Raw genomic sequence first — 17,744 nt, forward strand, 5'->3', positions numbered from 1 at the left:
ATTATGCAAGCACAGAATACGCTGGCGGCCGATCGCGCCGCCACACACATCCTGGTCGACGAAGCGGCGCTGGTGCGCAAGGTCGCGTGGCGCATCATGCCGCTGATTATGATCTGCTACCTGTTCGCCTTCTTCGACCGCATCAACATCAGCTTCGCCAAATTCCAGCTACAGGGCGACCTTGGGCTGAGCGACACCGCCTACGGCCTGGGTGCAAGCCTGTTCGTGGTCGGCTACGTGCTGTTCGAAGTGCCCAGCAATATGTTCCTGTACAAGGTCGGCGCGCGGCGCTGGATCGCCCGCATCATGATCTCGTGGGGGCTGGCGACGACGATGATGGTGTTCGTCTCTAGCGAGTGGCAGTTCTACGGCCTGCGCTTCCTGATCGGCGCGATGGAGGCCGGCTTCGCGCCGGGCGTGCTGTATTACCTGACGTTGTGGTTCCCCGCCACCTTCCGCGGCCGGGTCACGTCGATGCTGTTCCTGGCGTCCGCGTTCGCCGGCTTGATCGGCGCGCCGATGTCGGGACTGATCCTCGGCCAGATGGACGGCGTGATGTGCATACGCGGCTGGCACTGGCTGTTCGTGCTGGGCGGGCTGCCGTGCGTGGCGCTGGGACTGGTGGTGCTGAGCCAGTTGAAGGACCGCGTCGAGGATGCGGGCTGGTTGTCGTCGGAGGAGAAGACGCTGCTGCGCAGCCGCATCGCGGAAGGCGCGCCGAAGAGCGGCGGTCATTCACTGCTCGGCGCGATCAAGACGCCGGGGTTCCTGACCCTGGGGCTGGTGTACTTCCTGATCCAGGTGGCGTCGTATGGCCTGAACTTCTGGGCGCCGCACCTGATCCGCAGCGCCGGCACGCAGAGTTCGACCATCATCGGCCTGCTGACGGCGGTGCCGTATATATGCGGCGCGGTCAGCATGGTGGTGGTGGGGCGCTTGTCGGACGCCAGCGGTGAGCGGCGCAAGTATGTCGTGGCCTTGTTGGTGTTGGCGTCGCTGGGCTTCTTCAGCGCCGGCATCTTCGACAAGCAGACCGGTTTGCTGATCGTGTCGCTGGGTATATTGGGCGCCGGCGTGGTGGCGGCGATTCCGGCCTTCTGGGCGCTGCCGCCGAAGCTGGTGACAGGCGCCGGCGCAGCGGGCGGTATAGCGCTGATCAACACCCTGGGCCAGTTGGGCGGCATCGTGAGCCCGGTGATGGTGGGGCGGGTGCGCGACCTGACCGGCAGCACCACGCCGGCGCTGTACGTGATCGGCGGCGCCACGCTGCTGTGCGCATTGATCGTGATGTTCGGCTTGCCGCAACAGCTTCGGCAAAAAGACTAAAGGGCTTGCCTAAAAAATAATCTTCTGGCAGCATCGTGTGGCTGACCGCCAATTGGAGCGGTCGTCGCCAGGAGAGTCCCATGATCGATGTTCGTAAATTGTTGTTGATAATGGTGGTGGCGGTCGCTTCCGCCGCCGTCCAGGCCGAAGAAAGCCCGCAGCAAGCGTTGCTGCAACTGGTGCAGAGCTACTCCGACGCCCAGATCGGCTTCGAACCGCAGAAGATCGACGCGGTGGTGACGCGCGACTTCATCGAAGTCTCGCCGGCCGGCGAGGTCGATCCGCGTGAAAAAGTGCTCGGCTTCTACGAGCCGTCCAGGAAGAAGGGCGACCCGCAGCGCTTCATCGCATCGGAGCCGGTGGTACGGGTCTTCGGCAACGCCGCCTCGGTGATCGTGAATCTGACCGGCTCCGCGACGGTCAACGGCGAAAAGCGCAGCTTCTCGTTCCGCGCTGGCTATCTCGCGGTCAAAGAGGGCGGCCAGTGGAAGCTGGCATCGGCGCAGTACACCGGTATTCGCCCGCCGAAGAATCCCGGCTGATGAGGAGCCGTCTTTTCTTGTGCGGCCTGGTCTCGCTGGTGCTGGCGAGTGCAGCGCATTCGGCCCCCGTCGTAAGCTATTTCCCCAAGCAGGATCTGGGGCGGTTGCTGACGGAGCAATTCGACCTGGCCAGCATCCGCAGTTCCTTCGGTCCGCGCAGGACGTCAGCGCAACGCACGTTCTCGGACTTCGGCATGACGCCGAGCAAAGCGACGGATGACGATCTTGTATTCGATACTCCAGGCGACTGGTTTTACGAAATGATCATCGTAAACCGACGCGACGCCAATGGCGACGGCATCGAAGATCTGGAGGTGTGTTTTATAGATAAGGCGTTGAATGGCGGCAGCTACAACACTGCCCAAAGCCTTTTGATAACGCGATATTCGAAAAATAGCTATGCGACCGCCTTGAGCTTCAGCGTCGATGCGTGTGAAAAGGCCGCAGTGAAATGAGCACATCTCTTCCGGATACGTTGCGTACACAACGACTGATATTGCGCGAGCCGCGCCATTCGGATGCCGCAGGCCTGTTCAACGCGTACACGCAAGATCCTGAGGTGGCACGCTACATGACATGGCGCCCGCAGTCGCAGCTCGCTGAGACGGAAGCCTTCGTCGCCTACTGCATGAAAGGATGGGCCGAAGACCGCAGTCGCGCCTACATCCTGGCCCGCCATGAAAACGAAGATCTCCCCATCGGCATGCTGGAAGCGCGCCTCCAGCCGCACACCATCGATATCGGATACGTGTTGCAGCGCAAGGACTGGAAGACCGGGCTGATGTCCGAGGCAATCACCGCGTTCTGCGACACGGCGCTGGCGCTTCCCGAATACTTCAGGATACAGGCGACGTGCGATACGGAAAACCAAGCATCCGCGCGCACTCTGGAAAAAGCCGGCTTCGTCCGCGAAGGCGAGCTTAAGCGACACATGATGCTCCCCAATCTGGATGACGAACCCCGGTCATCACTCATGTACGCACGCTGCCGATGAATTCATTTCCGATAGCCAAGAGCGGCTCGATGGGCTACGGCACATTGGATCGCTAACGGTCAAAAAACACCCACAAATTAAAAACGGAATCCACCCGCAGGTGTATTCTAAAACCTCCATTCCGAGTGCTCAAGCGCCAGGAGCACCAACACTTCAATCAATCTCTTATTGGAGGTACCTGCGATGCCTACAATCACCACTCCGGACGGCGTAAAAATCTTTTATAAGGACTGGGGGACCGGTCAGCCGATCGTCTTCAGCCATGGCTGGCCCCTGTCGGCCGACGACTGGGACGCTCAGATGATGTTTTTCCTTCACCACGGCTACCGGGTGATCGCCCATGACCGGCGTGGACACGGTCGGTCCGAGCAAGTCGGCACCGGCAACGACATGGACCACTGGGTCGCCGACCTCGCTGCATTGACCGAACAGCTGGGCGTCCGCGACGCGATCCACATTGGGCACTCCACCGGCGGCGGCGAGGTGGCCCGCTACGTCGCTCGCTATCAGGAACGGGTCGCCAAGGCAGTGCTGGTGGCCTCGTTGACGCCGAACATGGTGAAAACCGACGCGAACCCTGCCGGTCAGCCGCAGGAGTGGTTCGACGCGGTTAAGTCAGGCATTCTTGGCAACCGGTCGGAGTTTTACCGGGCCGTCCCTGAGGGGCCGTTCTACGGATTCAACCGTGCCGGTGCCAAGCCGTCTGAGGCGGTGATCGCGAACTGGTGGCGTCAAGGCATGGTGGGCGGCGCCCTCGCTCATTACGAGACCGTCTCCTCCTGGCTCGAGGACTACACCGAAGATCTGAAGAAGATCACTGTGCCGGTCCTGATTATGCATGGCGAGGACGATCAGATCGTCCCGTTCGGCAGTGCGGTGCCGCGCGCGGTCGACCTGCTCGCGAACGGTAAGCTGAAGGCATACCCTGACTTTCCGCATGGCATGCTGACCACTCACGCGGACGTCCTCAACCCCGACCTGCTCGCGTTTATCCAATCCTGACGGGACGCCAGCCCGATCCAGAACCAGGCAATTACATCGTTTCGAGATTATCGCGCAGGTGTTGTGCGCGGGCGCGTAGCGCGTCGATGGCTTCGGGTTGCATCTTGCGCAGCTGTTGGTAGACCATGCCGAGGCGGTGGTTGCCGGCCAGCTGCTCGCGGTTGCGGTCGAAGAAGTCCCAGTACAACGCGTTGAACGGGCAGGCGCGCTCGCCGGTGCGGGATTTTTTGTCGTAATGGCAGCCCTTGCAATAGTCGCTCATGCGGTCGATGTAGGCGGCGCTTGATACGTAGGGCTTGGTGGCCAGCAGGCCGCCATCGGCGTATTGGCTCATGCCCAGCGTATTCGGCAGCTCGACCCATTCGAAGGCGTCGATGTAGATACCCAGATACCATTGGTGCACCTGCTCCGGCTCCAGCCCGGCCAGCAGCGCGAAATTCCCGATCACCATCAGGCGGTTGATGTGGTGCGCGTGGGCGTGCTCCAGGGAGTCGCCGATCGCGCGCGCCATGCAGCGCATGCGGGTCTCGCCGTTCCAGAACCACCATGGCACCGGCAGCGTGTGGCCGAAGGTGTTGTTCTTCTCGTAGCCGGGCATGCGGTGCCAGTACACCCCGCGCACGTATTCGCGCCAGCCCAGGATCTGCCGGATGTAGCCTTCGGCCGACGCCAGCGGGACGTCGCCGTCGCGCCATGCTTGTTCGACGCGGTTCACCACCGTTTGCGGATCGAGCATCTTGCTGTTCATCGCGAACGATAGCAGCGAGTGGAACAGCCGCCAGGCCTTGCTGCTCATGGCGTCCTGGAAGCGGCCGAAGTGCGGCAGTCCGCTGCGCACGAAGCGTTCCAGCTGTTGCAGCGCTTCGTCGCGGTTGAGCGGCCAGCCGAAGCGCGCTGCTTGCGGCTCGCCGAAGCTGGCGATGCCGGCGTCCTGGATCGTTTGCCATAGCGCGCTGTGGTCGTGAGAGACGCGCACGTCGGCCGGCTCCCATGGGATGCCGCTCCATGCTTCGCGGTTGTCGTGGTCGAAGTTCCATTGGCCGCCGGCGGGTTTGCCGATGCCTTGCATCAGGATGTCGTGGCGGGTGCGCATGCGGCGGTAGAAGTATTCCATCAGCCAGGTCGGGCGATCGGCGAACAGTTGCGCGGCTTCGTCGCGGGCGGTGTAGAAGTGTTCGGTGTCGGCCATGCTGCCGGGGATGGTCAGCGTCGCGGCATAGGCGGCCAGTTGCTGATCGAGCCGCCATTCGTCCGGGGCCTGCCATTCGAAGGCGCCGGCGTTGTGGCGGGCCAGCAGCATGGTCAGGTTGTCGGGCAGCGATTGGGTGTTGTCGGCGTCGTCGATGCTGAGGTAGTGCACGCGATGGCCGTCTTCTCGCAGACGGCGCGCCAGATCGCGCATGCCGGCGAAGATGGCGATGATCTTTTGCGCGTGATGCAGCACGTAGTCGGTTTCCTGCCGTACCTCCATCATCGTGTAGATGACGTCGTCGCGGAGTTCGGCGAACCAGCTGTGTTGGCAGTTGAGCTGATCGCCGAGGATCAAGCGAAGTGTGGGTAGATTGCTCATGCCGCCATTTTATGTCGCGTTGAACCGGTGTTGCTGCGATTTGTCGGGCAATAGCGCTTCAAAAGCGGTTCATTGCTCGGCCAGTGTGGTCGGCAGCGGCAAGCCTTCGGCCAGCGCCAGGCGTTCCAGCGCCTGTTCCATGATCGCGCGCGCCATTCCGGCCGAGCGGTTCAGCTCTTGATGCAGTGCTGCGTCGCTCGCGTTGCGCGACGCGCACTGCAGGCTGTAGCGCTCGAAGCTTCCCAGCATGATGAGGATGTCGGATAGATGGCGCGGGCATTCGCAGTTGATCGTGGTCGATGCCGCCGCCAGCGCGGCCAGCGCCTGATCGTCCAGCCTGCGACGGGGCGCGGGCGGCGGCAATGGCAGCGGTCTGCCTGCGCCCGCCAGCGCGGTGCCGCATAGCATGGCGATTTCGGCGGCGTCGGCGGGCACGCGGGCCACCAGGTAGCCGTGCTCGCGCAGCCTGCGCACCGTGGCGCTGTCGCAGAAGCGGTACATGACCACCACTGCCGCTATCTGAGTCGCGCGTTGCGCCGCCAGTATCAGGGGCAGGGCGTCGGAAGTCATCTCGGTTTCTTCGATCAGGAGAACCTCCGCTTCTGCGCCCATCAGCGCGGTGGCGGCGCCGTGCAGTTGCGGGCAGTGGGCGACGATGTCGAGTTCCGGCATGGTGGTGATGGCCGCCAGGCGCCGGGCCAGTGCCGCGCCGGCCACCGCGATCCGCAGTTGGCGCGGCATGGCTTCCTGAACCGGTTGGGCCGTCCCGGCCAGGTCGCGCAGCTGTGTCTCCGACAGCTGCGCGACGGTGCCTATCGCATGGCCAAGGTCGACCACGCGCTTGATCAGGTTCAGGCGCCGCACCTGGTCTGCGGAATACAGGCGCTGGCCGTGCGGCGAGCGGCCCGCGTCCGATACGCCGTAGCGGCGCTCCCAGACGCGCAGCGTCTCCACCGGCAAGCCGGCCATGCGCGCGGCGACGCCGCTGCGATAGCCGGCAGGTTTTGAGTTTGATCCGTCCACGGGGGAGCTCCTACACTATTTGAACCGAAATTGAACCGATAATAGCAGGGAATCCGCCCGTGCGAGGCGGCTTTGTCCTTATACTTCCGTCATTATAGGGACAAGGATTAGCATCATGACGACGAATCGGCCGCACATCGCGGTGATAGGCGCCGGGCTCGCGGGGCTGTCGTGCGCGAGGCAGTTGCAGGAGACCGGATATATGGTGACGGTGTTCGATAGTGGCGCGCAGCCGGGTGGCCGCATGGGAACGCGGCGCGGGCAGGGTTGGCAGTGCGATCATGGCGCGCAGTATTTCACGGCGCGCGATCCGGCCTTCAGCGAGGAGGTGGCGCGCTGGGAGGCGGCTGGCGTGGCGGGCTTGTGGGAGCCGCGACTGGCCGTGATCGGAGGCAATGCGCCGGCGCTTGAGCAGCGCAGCACCGCGCGCTTTGTCGGCGTGCCGCGCATGAACGCGCCCGCGTCCTGGCTGGCCACAGGCCTGGTGATCAGGAACCGCGTCACCATACGCCACATGCGTCACGACGACGCCGGCTGGCGCCTGCGGTCGGACGAACATGGCCTGCACCCGGAGCACTATGATGCGGTGCTGTTCGCCGTGCCGCCGCAGCAGGCTGCGGAGCTGCTGGAGCCGCTGCTGCCGCTGACGGCGCAACTGGCTTCTGAGGCTGTGATGCAGCCATGTTGGAGCGTTACGCTGCGCCTGGCGCAGCGCCATGCGCCGGGCTACGACGCGGCGTTCGTCAATGAAGGCCCGTTGCGCTGGCTGGCGCGCGACAGTTCCAAGCCTGGCCGCGAGGGCGGCGAGGTGTGGGTGGCGCAGGCCAGCCCCGAATGGAGCGCGGCGCATATCGACACGCCGGACAGCGAGGTGGCGGCGTCGATGGTGGCGGCGTTCCGGGCGCTCGGCGGCCCGGCGCCGGGTGCGGTGAGCGTGCATCGGTGGCTGTATGCCAAGGCCGCCGCCGAATCCAGCCGGCGCGCGGTGTGGATTCCCGCCGTGCGCGTGGGATTGTGCGGCGACTGGCTTCTGGGCGGTCGCGCGGAGGATGCGTGGCTGAGCGGCCGCGCGCTGGCATCGAGCGTGACGGCATCGGTGCCGCTCTGCTTCGGGGAGCCTTGTTCGAGCGCTAGGTGAGCAGCGGCAGGATGCCGTCCAGGCCGACGAAATTGAGCGAGACGTTGGCCTGCTCGCGCACCACCGGCTTGGCGCGGAACGCCACCGACATGCCCGAGATGCTCATCATCTTCAAGTCGTTGGCGCCGTCGCCCATGACGATCGCCTGCGACGGCATGATGCCCAATTCGTCGCACACGCGTTCCACCGTGCGCATCTTCTCATCGGCGTCGACGATGTTGCCGACCACCTTGCCGGTCAACTTGCCGTCGACGATCTCCAGTTCGTTGGCGTGGGTGTAGTCCAGCCCCAGACGCTCTTTCAGGCGCGAGGTGAAGTAGGTGAAGCCGCCCGAGACCAGCAGCGTTTTCAGGCCGGCCTTCTTGACCGCCGCCAGCATCGTTTCGGCGCCGGGCGACAGGCGCAGGCGCTCTTCATACACGCGCTCCAGCGCCGACGCGTCCAGTCCCTCCAGCAGCGCGACGCGGCGTTTCAGACTCTCGGCGAAATCGAGTTCGCCGCGCATCGCCGCTTCGGTGATCTCGGAGACCTGTTTCTTCAAGCCCTGCATGTCGGCGATTTCGTCGATGCACTCGATGGTGATCAGCGTCGAATCCATGTCCATCGCGACCAGCTTGAATTCGCTCATCTTGTGCATGCCGATGGAATAGGTGGCGTCCAGCTGGGCCGCCTGGGCGGCCACTTCGATGGTCTGGCGCAGCGCCGGCGAGAAGGTGATGCCTTCGCAGCGCAGCGCGCGTTCGCCGATCCACTTGGTGGCTTTCGGCGCGGTCAGCGCGGCGATGCGCTCCAATCGGGCCTGACAGTCGTCCAGGCCCTGTAATACCAGGTTCATTGCGTTTTTTGCGGTTTTCATAGAATTAGCGTTGTTTGGGCTAAGCGCCCAAGGTACGTTGGTATGCTCATGCGGTCAACTGTTTGATGGCGGCCTTGATCTGCGTGACGCGCGCGGTCAGGTCCGGCATGTTGGCGGTGATCTTCAGTTTGTCCTGGCCATTGAGCTTGATCTGGCGGTTCTTCTGTATCAGTTCGATGATGCGCATCGGGTCGATCGGGGGCTTGGCCATGAACTGCAGCGTCGCCGCTTCGCCGTGCGCGTCGATCTTGATGATGCCGACCGTCTTGGCGGAAATGCGCAAACGGTGCGTCTCGATCAGCGCCTTGACCGGGTCCGGCAGCTTGCCGAAGCGGTCGATCATCTCTTCCTGCATGTCGTCGATCTTGTCCAGGACGTTGCAGTTGGCCATGCGCTTGTAGATCGACAGGCGTTCGTGTACATCGCCGCAGAAATCGGCCGGCAGCAGCGCCGGCACGTGCAGGTTGATCTCGGTGGTGGTGGCCAGCGGCGCCGCCAGGTCCGGCTCCTTGCCGGCCTTCAGCGAGCGCACCGCCTCGTTCAGCATGTCCGAGTACAGCTGGAAGCCGATTTCGGTCATCTCGCCGGACTGGTTGTCGCCGAGGACTTCGCCGGCGCCGCGGATCTCCAGATCGTGCATCGCAAGATAGAAGCCGCTGCCCAGTTCTTCCATCTGCTGGATCGCGTCCAGGCGGCGCTGCGCCTGCTTGGTCAGCGACTGAACGTCGTGCACCAGCAGGTAGGCATACGCCTGGTGGTGCGAACGGCCGACCCGGCCGCGCAGCTGGTGCAGCTGCGCCAGGCCGAACTTGTCGGCGCGGTGCATGATGATGGTGTTCGCGGTCGGCACGTCGATGCCGGTTTCGATAATCGTGGTGCACAGCAGGATGTTGAAGCGCTGCGCGACGAAATCGCGCATGACCTTTTCCAGGTCGCGCTCGTGCATCTGGCCGTGGGCGACGGCGATGCGGGCCTCCGGCAGCAGCTCGGTCAGCATCGCCATGCGGTTCTGGATGGTCTCGACCTCGTTGTGCAGGAAGTAGACCTGGCCGCCGCGCTTCAATTCGCGCAGGCAGGCTTCGCGGATGATGGATTCGTTCTCGCCGCGCACAAAGGTCTTGATCGCCAGCCGCTTTTGCGGCGCGGTCGCGATCACCGAGAAGTCGCGCAGGCCTTCCAGCGCCATGCCCAGCGTGCGCGGGATCGGCGTGGCGGTCAGCGTCAGCACGTCGACTTCGGCGCGCAGCGATTTCAGGGTTTCCTTCTGCCGCACGCCGAAACGGTGTTCCTCGTCGATGATGACCAGGCCCAGTCGGGTGAACTTGACGTCGTCCGACAGCAGCTTGTGGGTGCCGATGATGATGTCCAGCGTGCCGTCGGCCATGCCCTTGATCGCCTGCGCGATCTCCTTGCCGGTACGGAAGCGCGACATCTCGGCGATGCGCACCGGCCAGTCGGCGAAGCGGTCGGCGAAGGTTTGCGCATGCTGTTCGGCCAGCAGCGTGGTCGGCGCCAGGATCGCGACCTGCTTGCCGCCCATGACGGCGATGAAGGCGGCGCGCAGCGCCACCTCGGTCTTGCCGAAGCCGACGTCGCCGCACACCAGCCGGTCCATCGGCTTCCCGGACGTCATGTCCTTGATGACGTTGTTGATCGCTTCCTGCTGGTCCGGGGTTTCGTCGAAGCCGAAGCTGTCGGCGAAGCGTTCGTAGTCGTGCGCCGAATATTCGAACGAGTGGCCCTGGCGCAGCGCGCGGCGGGCGTACAGGTTGAGCAGCTCGGCGGCGGTGTCGCGGATTTGCTCGGCGGCGCGCTTCTTGGCCTTTTCCCACTGGCCGGAGCCCAGCGTGTGCAGCGGCGCGTCGTCCGGCGAGGCGCCGGAGTAGCGCGAGATCACGTGCAACTGCGAGACCGGCACGTACAGCTTGGTCTCCTTGGCGTACTCCAGGTGCAGGAATTCGGTGTCGCCTTCGCCCAGGTCCATGCTGGTCAGGCCCATGTAGCGCCCGATGCCGTGGTTGATGTGCACCACCGGATCGCCGATCTTCAGCTCCGACAGGTCGCGCACCATCGATTCGACCTGGGTGACGGCTTCCTGCTTCTTCTTGCCGACGCGGCGGCCGGAACCGGCATATAGCTCGGTTTCGGTGATGAAGATCAGATTCTGTTTGCCGTCGGAGAGCTCGAAGCCGGCGTGCAGCGGCGCCACGCCCAGCATCAACTTGGCGTCGGAGCCGACGAAGCCGTCGAAGCCCTCGACCGGCGTCAGATCGAGGTCGTATTCGTTGAAGTACTGCTGCAGCGTTTCGCGGCGGCCGTTGGATTCGGCGCAGATCATCACGCGGCGGCCGGCCTGCAGCAGGTAGGCGCGCAGGTTGGTCAGCGGGTCTTCGCTGTGGCGGTTGACGGCGATGTTCGGCACCGGCGCCGACAGCTCGGAGGCGCCGCTGTCGGCGTCCTTGGAGATGGTCAGCCGGCCGTAGGGCTTGGCCAGCGTGAAGAACTGTTCGTCCGACAGGAACAGCGATTCCGGCGGCAGGATCGGGCGCTCGCGGTCGGCCTTGAGGAAGCGGTAGCGCGAGCCGGTGTCGGTCCAGAAGCGCTTGATGGCGGCGTCGATATCGCCGACCAGCGACAGCACAGCGCCTTGCGGCAGATAGTCGAACAGCGTCGCCGTCTCTTCGAAGAACAGCGGCAGGTAGTATTCGATGCCGGCCGAGGCGATGCCGCTGCTGATGTCCTTGTACACCACCGAGCGCGAAGGATCGCCTTCGAACTGCTCGCGCCAGCGGCTGCGGAAGGTGGTGCGCGCGGTTTCGTCCATCGGGAATTCGCGGCCTGGCAGCAGCCTTACCTCGTTGACCGGGTACAGCGAGCGCTGGGTGTCGGCGTCGAAGGTGCGGATGGTTTCGATGGTGTCGCCGAACAGGTCGAGCCGGTACGGCAGGGCCGATCCCATCGGGAACAGGTCGATCAAGCCGCCGCGCACCGAGTATTCGCCGGGCGACATCACCTGCGTGACGTGGGTGTAGCCGGCCAGCGTCAGTTGCGACTTGAGGCGCGCCTCGTCCAGCGATTCGTTCTTCTTGAAGAAGAAGGTGTAGGCGGCCAGGAACGACGGCGGCGCCATGCGCACCAGCGCGGTGGTGGCCGGGACCAGCATCACGTCGCACTGGCCGCTGGAGATTTCGTGCAGCGTGGCGAGGCGCTCGGACACCAGGTCCTGGTGCGGCGAGAAGGCGTCGTAAGGCAGGGTTTCCCAGTCCGGCAGCAGGTGGCAGCGCAGCTCCGGGCCGCCGAACCATGGAATTTCGTCGCGCAGGCGCTGGGCGTCGCTGGCGTTGGCCACGATCACGGCCAGCATGCGGCCCTGGGATTTGAGTTCGAGCGCGGTCAGCGCCAATGCGTAGGCGTCCGACGAGCCGTGCAGCGTAGGCAGGGCGTAGCGGGTACCAGGTTTGGGAATGGATTTAATTAAGGCTGAAGACACAACACACATTCACGGTTATCAAGGCACCGCCCGAGTGGCAACGCCGCTGCCCGACATTATAGACGAATGTCAGACTTGACCCACAGGCCGGTTGGCGATGCCGAACGGGACGTGCACCATCGGGATGTTGCCGCCGGCCGACTTGAGGTGGCTGAGCTGATCGTCGAAGAAGATGTGCGGCTTGAAGATGCCCAGCACCCGCGCTTTCTCCATGCCACCCAGGAAAAACGTCTCGTTGGCGGAGACGCCCCAGCTTTTCAGCGTGGTCACCACCCGTTCGTGCGACGGCGCGCTGCGGGCGGTGATGATGGCGATGCGCAGGATCTTTTGATACGCGGGATCGCGCCGCTGCGCCCGCTCCTCCAGCCGCTGCATCAGCGACAGCTTCTGGAACAGGTCGGCCAGCGGCCCCGGTTGATGCGGGATGGCGACCCGCTCGCGCTCGTGGGCATGGAATTCGTCGACGTCGTTGTTGCGCTTGAAGACGGTTTCCGATTCGTCGTCCGCGATCACGCCGTCGAAGTCGAAGGCGACCCGCAATTCGGTGTCGTCGTCGTCCTCGGTGCGCGAGGGCAGCACCAGGCCGGCCGGATAATTGGCCGCCAGCGCGTTGCGCACGTCCTCCTCGTTGGCGCTCAGGAACAGCGAGGTGTTGAACGCGGGCAGATAGGTGTACGGCGATTTGCCGGTGACGAAGCAGGCGCGCGAGATGTCCAGCCCGTAATGGGCGATCGAGTTCATCACCCGCAGCCCGGTTTCCGGCGAGTTGCGCGACAACAGCACCACCTCCACCGGCTGCGACTTGGCGAAGTGCTTGTTGATGCTGAGGAAGCGGCGGATGAAGGGGAAGGCCACGCCCTTGTCCAGGATGGCGTCGATATGCTGTTCCTGGTATTTGCGGTATTCCTCGGCGCCGCTGTCGAGATAGACCCGGTGCGACTCGGTCAGGTCAAACAGGGCGCTGGAGGCGATGCCGATCACCAGCTTGTGCTCAATTGGATAAGCCATGTGCTTTGCGTAAGAGTGCGATAGCCATCACTCTAACCGATACGCGCCGTTTGCGCGGCCCGCTTTATTGCGGATTTTTTATGTTTCTTTCTTGCATCATCCAACCCGCTGCGCTACATTGGCGTTTCCTGATCATGGATTCCGGCGTGCTCAATCTCGATACTCTTATATTGGTCCAAGTTTGCGTCACGTTGCTGACGACCGCCTTGCTGGCCGCTTCCGCCTGCTATACCGAAAGTCCGCCCGAGCAGCGCTGGTGGGCCTGGGGCAATGTGGTGATCTGCGCCGGGCTGGCGCTGACCAATATGCCCAGCCTGCCCGTCGTGGTCGACAACATCCTCGGCTACGGCGTGATCGGTTTCGGCATCGCGCTGGTGCTGCGCGGCTTGCGCGTGCATTTTTCCAGCACCTTGTCCTGGCGGACGGTCGCCGTCATCACCGCCATCGCGCTGCTGGTGCCGGCCTATTACACGCTGGTCACGCCGAGCCTGCGCGCGCGGCTGTGCTTTAGCGGCTTCTATTTTGCGATCCTCAACTGGATGTGCGCGGCCACCATCGCGCGCCACGGCCGGCTGCGCGTCACCGGCATCAGCGTCGCCGGTTTCAGCGTGCTGGGCGTGGGGCTGCTGCTGCGCGGCATGCACATGTTGCTGCATCCGGATCCGGCCGACAGCGCCAGCTCGCTGGTGATGGGCTTGTCCACGCTGGCGATTCCGCTGGCGCAGATCTGCATCGCCTTCGGCCTGATCATGATGGTGAGCTGGCGTTATTCCGAACGGCTGCGGCGGCTGTCGACGCTGGACGCGCTGACCGGCGCGCTGAACCGCGCCGGACTGGAGATCCAGGGCAAGCGGGTCGGGCTGCGCGCGCTGCGCGGCGGCCGCAGCCTGGCGGTGATCATGATCGACGTCGACTACTTCAAGGTCATCAACGACAGCCACGGCCATCCGGTCGGCGACGAAGTGCTGCGCCATCTGGCCCGGCTGCTGAAGATGGAGCTGCGGCCGCACGACCTGATGGCGCGCTTCGGCGGCGAGGAATTCGTGCTGGTGCTCGACGATGTCAACCTGGCGGCGGCGATCAACGTGGCCGAGCGGCTGCGCGCCCGCATCGAGCGCGAGATGGTCGAGCTGGACAAGCTGTCGGTGCGCTACACGGCCAGCATGGGCGTGGTCTGCTCGGATGAGCACGGGTACGACCTGATCCGCCTGATCTCGGCCGGCGACGCCGCCATGTACGAGGCCAAACGCGCCGGCCGCAACCGCGTGGTCGGCGCTTGACGCCGATACTGTGCGCGCCGCGCCACACAGTTCAACAATCTGATTGACGACATCCTTGATGGGGCCGCATATTGGTGGTGAGGAACAATATCACCAAATCTAACCAATCCACTTCAGGGACCCAGGATGTTCAGGAATTTACTCATCAAGTGGAAACTCGCGACGCTGGTCGGCATCATGATGGTGGCGCTGCTGGTGGTCGGCGCGGCCGGCTACAAGGGCATCGCCAAGGTTGGCGATTCGGTCAACGAGATCGGCGTGGTGCGCCTGCCGTCGATCCAGGGCTTGATGGTGATGAGCGAGGGCCAGACCGCCGTCGCCGCCGGCACGCTGTTCGCCGGCACCTATGCCACCGACTATCAGGCGCAGGACAAGTTCGCCGAGGCGCAGGAAATGCGCAAGAAGGCCTGGGGCAATATCGATCGCGGCTGGAAACGCTACGAGCCGCTGCCGCAGACGGCCGAGGAGTCGCTGCTGTGGAAGCAGTTCAACACCGAGTGGGCGGCGTGGAAGGCGGTCGACGACAAGGTCGGCGGCATCATCGCTTCGCTGGCGGGCAACAAGGATGAGCAGAAGCAGAAGGATTTGTTCGTCGAATTCTATGCGCAGTACAACCAGTCGCGGCCGCTGTTTCAGAAGGCCGAGGCGACGCTGATGAAAATCGAGCGCCTCAATGAAGCGATTTCCGCCGCCAGCGTCAGCGAGGGCACGGCGGCGGTCAGCAAGGCGGAATGGGAGATGGTCATCGCGGCGCTGGTCGCGGCCTTGATCGCCATCGGCTGCGCGGCCTACATCACCAAGGCCGTCACCGAGCCGATCAACGAAGCGGTGCGGGTGGCGCAGACCGTCGCGTCGGGCGATCTGACCAGCCGCATCGAGGTCGAGACCACCGAGGAAACCGGCCAGCTGCTGCGGGCGCTGAAGGAGATGAACACCAGCTTGATCAGCATCGTCGGCCAGGTACGCAGCGGCACCGACACCATCGCGACCGCGTCGGCGCAGATCGCCAGCGGCAACCTGGACCTGTCGTCGCGCACCGAGGAGCAGGCCAGTTCGCTGGAGGAGACCGCGTCGTCGATGGAGGAATTGACGTCGACGGTGCGGCAGAATGCGGATAACGCGCGCCAGGCCAATACGCTGGCGGCGTCGGCGTCCGGCGTGGCGGTGCGCGGCGGCGATGTGGTGGCGCGCGTGGTCGAGACCATGGATTCGATCAACGCGTCGTCGTCCAAGATCGTGGATATCATTTCGGTCATCGACGGGATCGCGTTCCAGACCAATATCCTGGCGCTGAACGCGGCGGTGGAGGCGGCGCGCGCCGGCGAGCAGGGACGCGGCTTCGCGGTGGTGGCGGGCGAGGTGCGGACGCTGGCGCAGCGTTCGGCGGCGGCGGCCAAGGAGATCAAGGAGTTGATCGGCGATTCGGTGGAGAAGGTCGGTGCCGGCAGCAAGCTGGTGGCGGAGGCCGGCTCCACGATGGACGAGATCGTCACCAGCGTGCAGCGCGTGACCGATATCATGGGCGAGATCAGCATGGCGACGCAGGAGCAGAGCACCGGCATCGACCAGATCAACATGGCGGTGGGGCAGATGGATACGGTGACGCAGCAGAATGCGGCGCTGGTGGAGCAGGCGGCGGCCGCTGCGGCGTCGCTGCAGGAGCAGGCGGCGGGGTTGGCGCAGGTGGTGAGCGTGTTCCGCATGGAGCAGGCGAGCGCGCCGCGTGCGGCGATGGCGGCGCGGAAGACGCGGGCGGCGCCGGCCGTGGCCGCTGCACCTGCGGTCCGGGTCGCCGCCGCGCCGCGTCCGTCGTTGAAAGCGGCGGCTTCGGCCAGGCAGAAGGTCAGCGCCGCAGCGGACGACTGGGAAGAGTTTTAACCAACAATAAAGTAAGCCACTATCTGGCGCAGCAACACAGTAAGCAGTCCTCGTGGCTGCTTTTTTTTGTCTGATGTAGCTCAATCGTGGCGGCGGAACGCGGTGCTAAGTTGGTCCTTCAACCGGAGGGCGATCATGGCTGCCAACGAAGACAATACACGCATTGAAAATGACGATCGCAGTGCTTATCATGGGAGGGTGGAGATCCGTTTCGCCGCGACGGAGAAACGCATAGCGGCAGTGGAGGTTGAATTGGCGATCATTCGCAGCAGCTTTGCCACCAAGGATGATGTGCAACGCATCATCGCGATACTGCATGAACATAGCCTGGAGTTCGCCAACCTGCGAGCCGAATTTCGCGGCGAGCATGCGCAGCAAAGAGACGAATTCAAAGGGGGATTGGCGGTGCAAAAAGAGTATTTTATCGCCGCGTTGAGCGCGCATAAAGAACACTTTACCGCCGCGCTGTCGGAACACAGAGAGCACTTTACGCTCGGGCTGTCGATGCAGAAAGAATATTTTACTACCGCGCTATGGGAGCAAAGAGAACACTTTACGGCTGCGCTGTCGGAGCAAAGAGAGCATTTTACGGCTGCGTTGTCGGAGCAAAAAGAGCATTTCACGACTGCGCTGTCGGAGCAAATGGCGCACGTTACGGCGGCGCTGTCGGAGCAAAGAGAACATTTTAACGCCGCCTTGTCGGAGCATAAAGAACAGGTCAACGCTTCGCTGGCGGAGCAGCGGGCGTACTTTACGGCCGCGCTGGTGGAGCAGAGAGAATACTTCAACGCCGCGCTGGCGAAACAGCAGCTGGATTTGCACAAGGCGTTGATGGGCCATGTCTGGAAGCTGTACGGCTCCGCGTCGTTGCTGATCGCCGGCGTTTATTTCATCGCCCGTTACGGGCCCTAGCCCCTGGGCTATAATCAAAACAAAAATAAACCACAGGGACAACCTTGCTCGCGCAATTCAACTTCCAGCAATTTCAGGAGATGACCCCGCTCGACGGCGTCAATATCTGGACCTATCTTTTGGACCGCAATGCCGAGCGCATCACGGTCAAGCGCCGCAAGCCGGCGCTGGAGAATCTGGAAAAAATCTTCAACGCCACCTTCAAGCTGGCCAACGAAGTCGGCTTCCGCGCCATGAACCTGCGCGACTTGTGCGGCGAAACCGGCCTGTCGATGGGCGGTTTGTACGGCTACATCAGCAACAAGGACCAGCTGGCGGAAATGATCGAGGACGTGGTGCGCCACGCCACCCACGAGACGCCGCGCCTGTTCGACGCCGTGTCCGATCCGCTCGACAAGCTGGAGGCGCTGATCCGCGCCTCGATCTACATCTCCGAGATCCTGCAGCCGTGGTTCTACTTCGTCTTCATGGATTCGCGCGTGCTGCAAGCTGCGCAACGCAACACCGCCAAGGAATCGGAACTGTACGTGCAGTCGCTCTTCGCCGACGTCATCGCCCAGCTGCCGGTCCGGCCGACCGGCAGCCCGGACCTGATGGCGGCGCACATCATGGCGATGTTCCAGGACTGGTACGTCAAACGCTGGAAGTACCGCGCGGCGGCGGTCGATCCCGACCGCTTCGCCGACAGCACCGTGCGCATGATGCGCGGCTACCTGGCGCCCTGA

Annotated in this window: 15 protein-coding genes; 10 read left to right on the forward strand and 5 right to left on the reverse strand. The window is 63.8% G+C overall.

The annotated features are described in order from the left end of the window. Positions 1–3 precede the first annotated feature (3 nt). The 5 genes from GW587_RS10275 to GW587_RS10295 all read left to right on the forward strand — a co-directional run bounded on the left by GW587_RS10275 (position 4) and on the right by GW587_RS10295 (position 3,864). On the forward strand, positions 4–1,326 hold the full coding sequence (locus tag GW587_RS10275; protein ID WP_166102006.1) for an MFS transporter: 1,323 nt from the start codon (positions 4–6) through the stop codon (positions 1,324–1,326). An 80-nt stretch (positions 1,327–1,406) separates the two neighbouring features. Next, positions 1,407–1,868, forward strand: a complete 462-nt coding sequence (locus tag GW587_RS10280; RefSeq protein ID WP_166102008.1) for a nuclear transport factor 2 family protein — start codon at positions 1,407–1,409, stop codon at positions 1,866–1,868. 17 nt (positions 1,869–1,885) lie between these two features. Further along, positions 1,886–2,323 (forward strand): hypothetical protein, encoded by a 438-nt coding sequence (locus GW587_RS10285; RefSeq protein WP_166102011.1) that lies wholly within the window; start codon positions 1,886–1,888, stop codon positions 2,321–2,323. Next, the gene (locus GW587_RS10290) at positions 2,320–2,862 is read left to right on the forward strand and encodes a GNAT family N-acetyltransferase (RefSeq protein ID WP_166102014.1); all 543 of its coding nucleotides are present in this window, start codon (positions 2,320–2,322) and stop codon (positions 2,860–2,862) included. The genes GW587_RS10285 and GW587_RS10290 overlap by 4 nt, the downstream gene beginning before the upstream one ends. A 183-nt stretch (positions 2,863–3,045) precedes the next feature. Continuing rightward, the gene (locus GW587_RS10295) at positions 3,046–3,864 is read left to right on the forward strand and encodes an alpha/beta fold hydrolase (protein ID WP_166102017.1); all 819 of its coding nucleotides are present in this window, start codon (positions 3,046–3,048) and stop codon (positions 3,862–3,864) included. Positions 3,865–3,895: 31 nt separating this feature from the next. On the opposite strand, the gene GW587_RS10300 is transcribed toward GW587_RS10295, so the two are convergent. Next, positions 3,896–5,434: a cryptochrome/photolyase family protein gene (locus GW587_RS10300; RefSeq protein ID WP_166102019.1), complete on the reverse strand. Its 1,539-nt coding sequence runs from the start codon at positions 5,432–5,434 to the stop codon at positions 3,896–3,898. Positions 5,435–5,503: 69 nt separating this feature from the next. Then, the gene (locus tag GW587_RS10305) at positions 5,504–6,457 is read right to left on the reverse strand and encodes a MerR family transcriptional regulator (protein WP_371875569.1); all 954 of its coding nucleotides are present in this window, start codon (positions 6,455–6,457) and stop codon (positions 5,504–5,506) included. Between the two features lie 115 nt (positions 6,458–6,572). Between GW587_RS10305 and GW587_RS10310 the strand changes: the two genes are divergently transcribed. After that, positions 6,573–7,595: an NAD(P)/FAD-dependent oxidoreductase gene (locus tag GW587_RS10310; RefSeq protein ID WP_166102021.1), complete on the forward strand. Its 1,023-nt coding sequence runs from the start codon at positions 6,573–6,575 to the stop codon at positions 7,593–7,595. On the opposite strand, the gene serB is transcribed toward GW587_RS10310, so the two are convergent. The 3 genes from serB to GW587_RS10325 form a co-directional block, all read right to left on the reverse strand. Continuing rightward, a complete protein-coding gene (gene serB, locus GW587_RS10315; protein WP_166102024.1) occupies positions 7,588–8,430 on the reverse strand; it encodes a phosphoserine phosphatase SerB in 843 nt (280 codons plus the stop codon). The genes GW587_RS10310 and serB overlap by 8 nt on opposite strands. A gap of 67 nt (positions 8,431–8,497) precedes the next feature. Further along, positions 8,498–11,950: a transcription-repair coupling factor gene (mfd, locus tag GW587_RS10320; RefSeq protein WP_207393423.1), complete on the reverse strand. Its 3,453-nt coding sequence runs from the start codon at positions 11,948–11,950 to the stop codon at positions 8,498–8,500. Positions 11,951–12,010: 60 nt separating this feature from the next. Beyond that, positions 12,011–12,949 carry a 5'-nucleotidase gene (locus GW587_RS10325; RefSeq protein ID WP_166102029.1) on the reverse strand — a complete coding sequence of 313 codons (939 nt, stop codon included), beginning with the start codon at positions 12,947–12,949 and terminating at the stop codon, positions 12,011–12,013. Positions 12,950–13,095: 146 nt separating this feature from the next. Here GW587_RS10325 and GW587_RS10330 point away from each other — a divergent pair, with 146 nt between their 5' ends. From GW587_RS10330 to GW587_RS10345, 4 genes are all read left to right on the forward strand, one after another. Continuing rightward, positions 13,096–14,229, forward strand: coding sequence for a GGDEF domain-containing protein (locus GW587_RS10330; RefSeq protein WP_371875570.1), 1,134 nt, complete (start codon positions 13,096–13,098; stop codon positions 14,227–14,229). Between the two features lie 126 nt (positions 14,230–14,355). Next, a complete protein-coding gene (locus tag GW587_RS10335) occupies positions 14,356–16,107 on the forward strand; it encodes a methyl-accepting chemotaxis protein (protein WP_166102032.1) in 1,752 nt (583 codons plus the stop codon). 135 nt (positions 16,108–16,242) lie between these two features. Then, positions 16,243–17,019: an Mce/MlaD family protein gene (locus GW587_RS10340; protein WP_166102035.1), complete on the forward strand. Its 777-nt coding sequence runs from the start codon at positions 16,243–16,245 to the stop codon at positions 17,017–17,019. A 44-nt stretch (positions 17,020–17,063) separates the two neighbouring features. Beyond that, positions 17,064–17,744 (forward strand): TetR/AcrR family transcriptional regulator, encoded by a 681-nt coding sequence (locus GW587_RS10345; RefSeq protein ID WP_229259383.1) that lies wholly within the window; start codon positions 17,064–17,066, stop codon positions 17,742–17,744.

It is taken from the genome of Duganella aceris, from assembly GCF_011090165.1.
Lineage (GTDB): Bacteria > Pseudomonadota > Gammaproteobacteria > Burkholderiales > Burkholderiaceae_D > Rugamonas > Rugamonas aceris.

Excerpts from the sequence above, each read along its gene's own strand:
- GW587_RS10275 (WP_166102006.1), top strand. The coding sequence starts at position 4 with ATGCAAGCACAGAATACGCTGGCGGCCGATCGCGCCGCCACACACATC.
- GW587_RS10280 (WP_166102008.1), top strand. The coding sequence starts at position 1,407 with ATGATCGATGTTCGTAAATTGTTGTTGATAATGGTGGTGGCGGTCGCT.
- GW587_RS10290 (WP_166102014.1), top strand. The coding sequence starts at position 2,320 with ATGAGCACATCTCTTCCGGATACGTTGCGTACACAACGACTGATATTG.
- GW587_RS10295 (WP_166102017.1), top strand. The coding sequence starts at position 3,046 with ATGCCTACAATCACCACTCCGGACGGCGTAAAAATCTTTTATAAGGAC.
- GW587_RS10300 (WP_166102019.1), bottom strand. The coding sequence starts at position 5,434 with ATGAGCAATCTACCCACACTTCGCTTGATCCTCGGCGATCAGCTCAAC.
- GW587_RS10310 (WP_166102021.1), top strand. The coding sequence starts at position 6,573 with ATGACGACGAATCGGCCGCACATCGCGGTGATAGGCGCCGGGCTCGCG.
- serB (WP_166102024.1), bottom strand. The coding sequence starts at position 8,430 with ATGAACCTGGTATTACAGGGCCTGGACGACTGTCAGGCCCGATTGGAG.
- mfd (WP_207393423.1), bottom strand. The coding sequence starts at position 11,950 with ATGTGTGTTGTGTCTTCAGCCTTAATTAAATCCATTCCCAAACCTGGT.
- GW587_RS10325 (WP_166102029.1), bottom strand. The coding sequence starts at position 12,949 with ATGGCTTATCCAATTGAGCACAAGCTGGTGATCGGCATCGCCTCCAGC.
- GW587_RS10335 (WP_166102032.1), top strand. The coding sequence starts at position 14,356 with ATGTTCAGGAATTTACTCATCAAGTGGAAACTCGCGACGCTGGTCGGC.
- GW587_RS10340 (WP_166102035.1), top strand. The coding sequence starts at position 16,243 with ATGGCTGCCAACGAAGACAATACACGCATTGAAAATGACGATCGCAGT.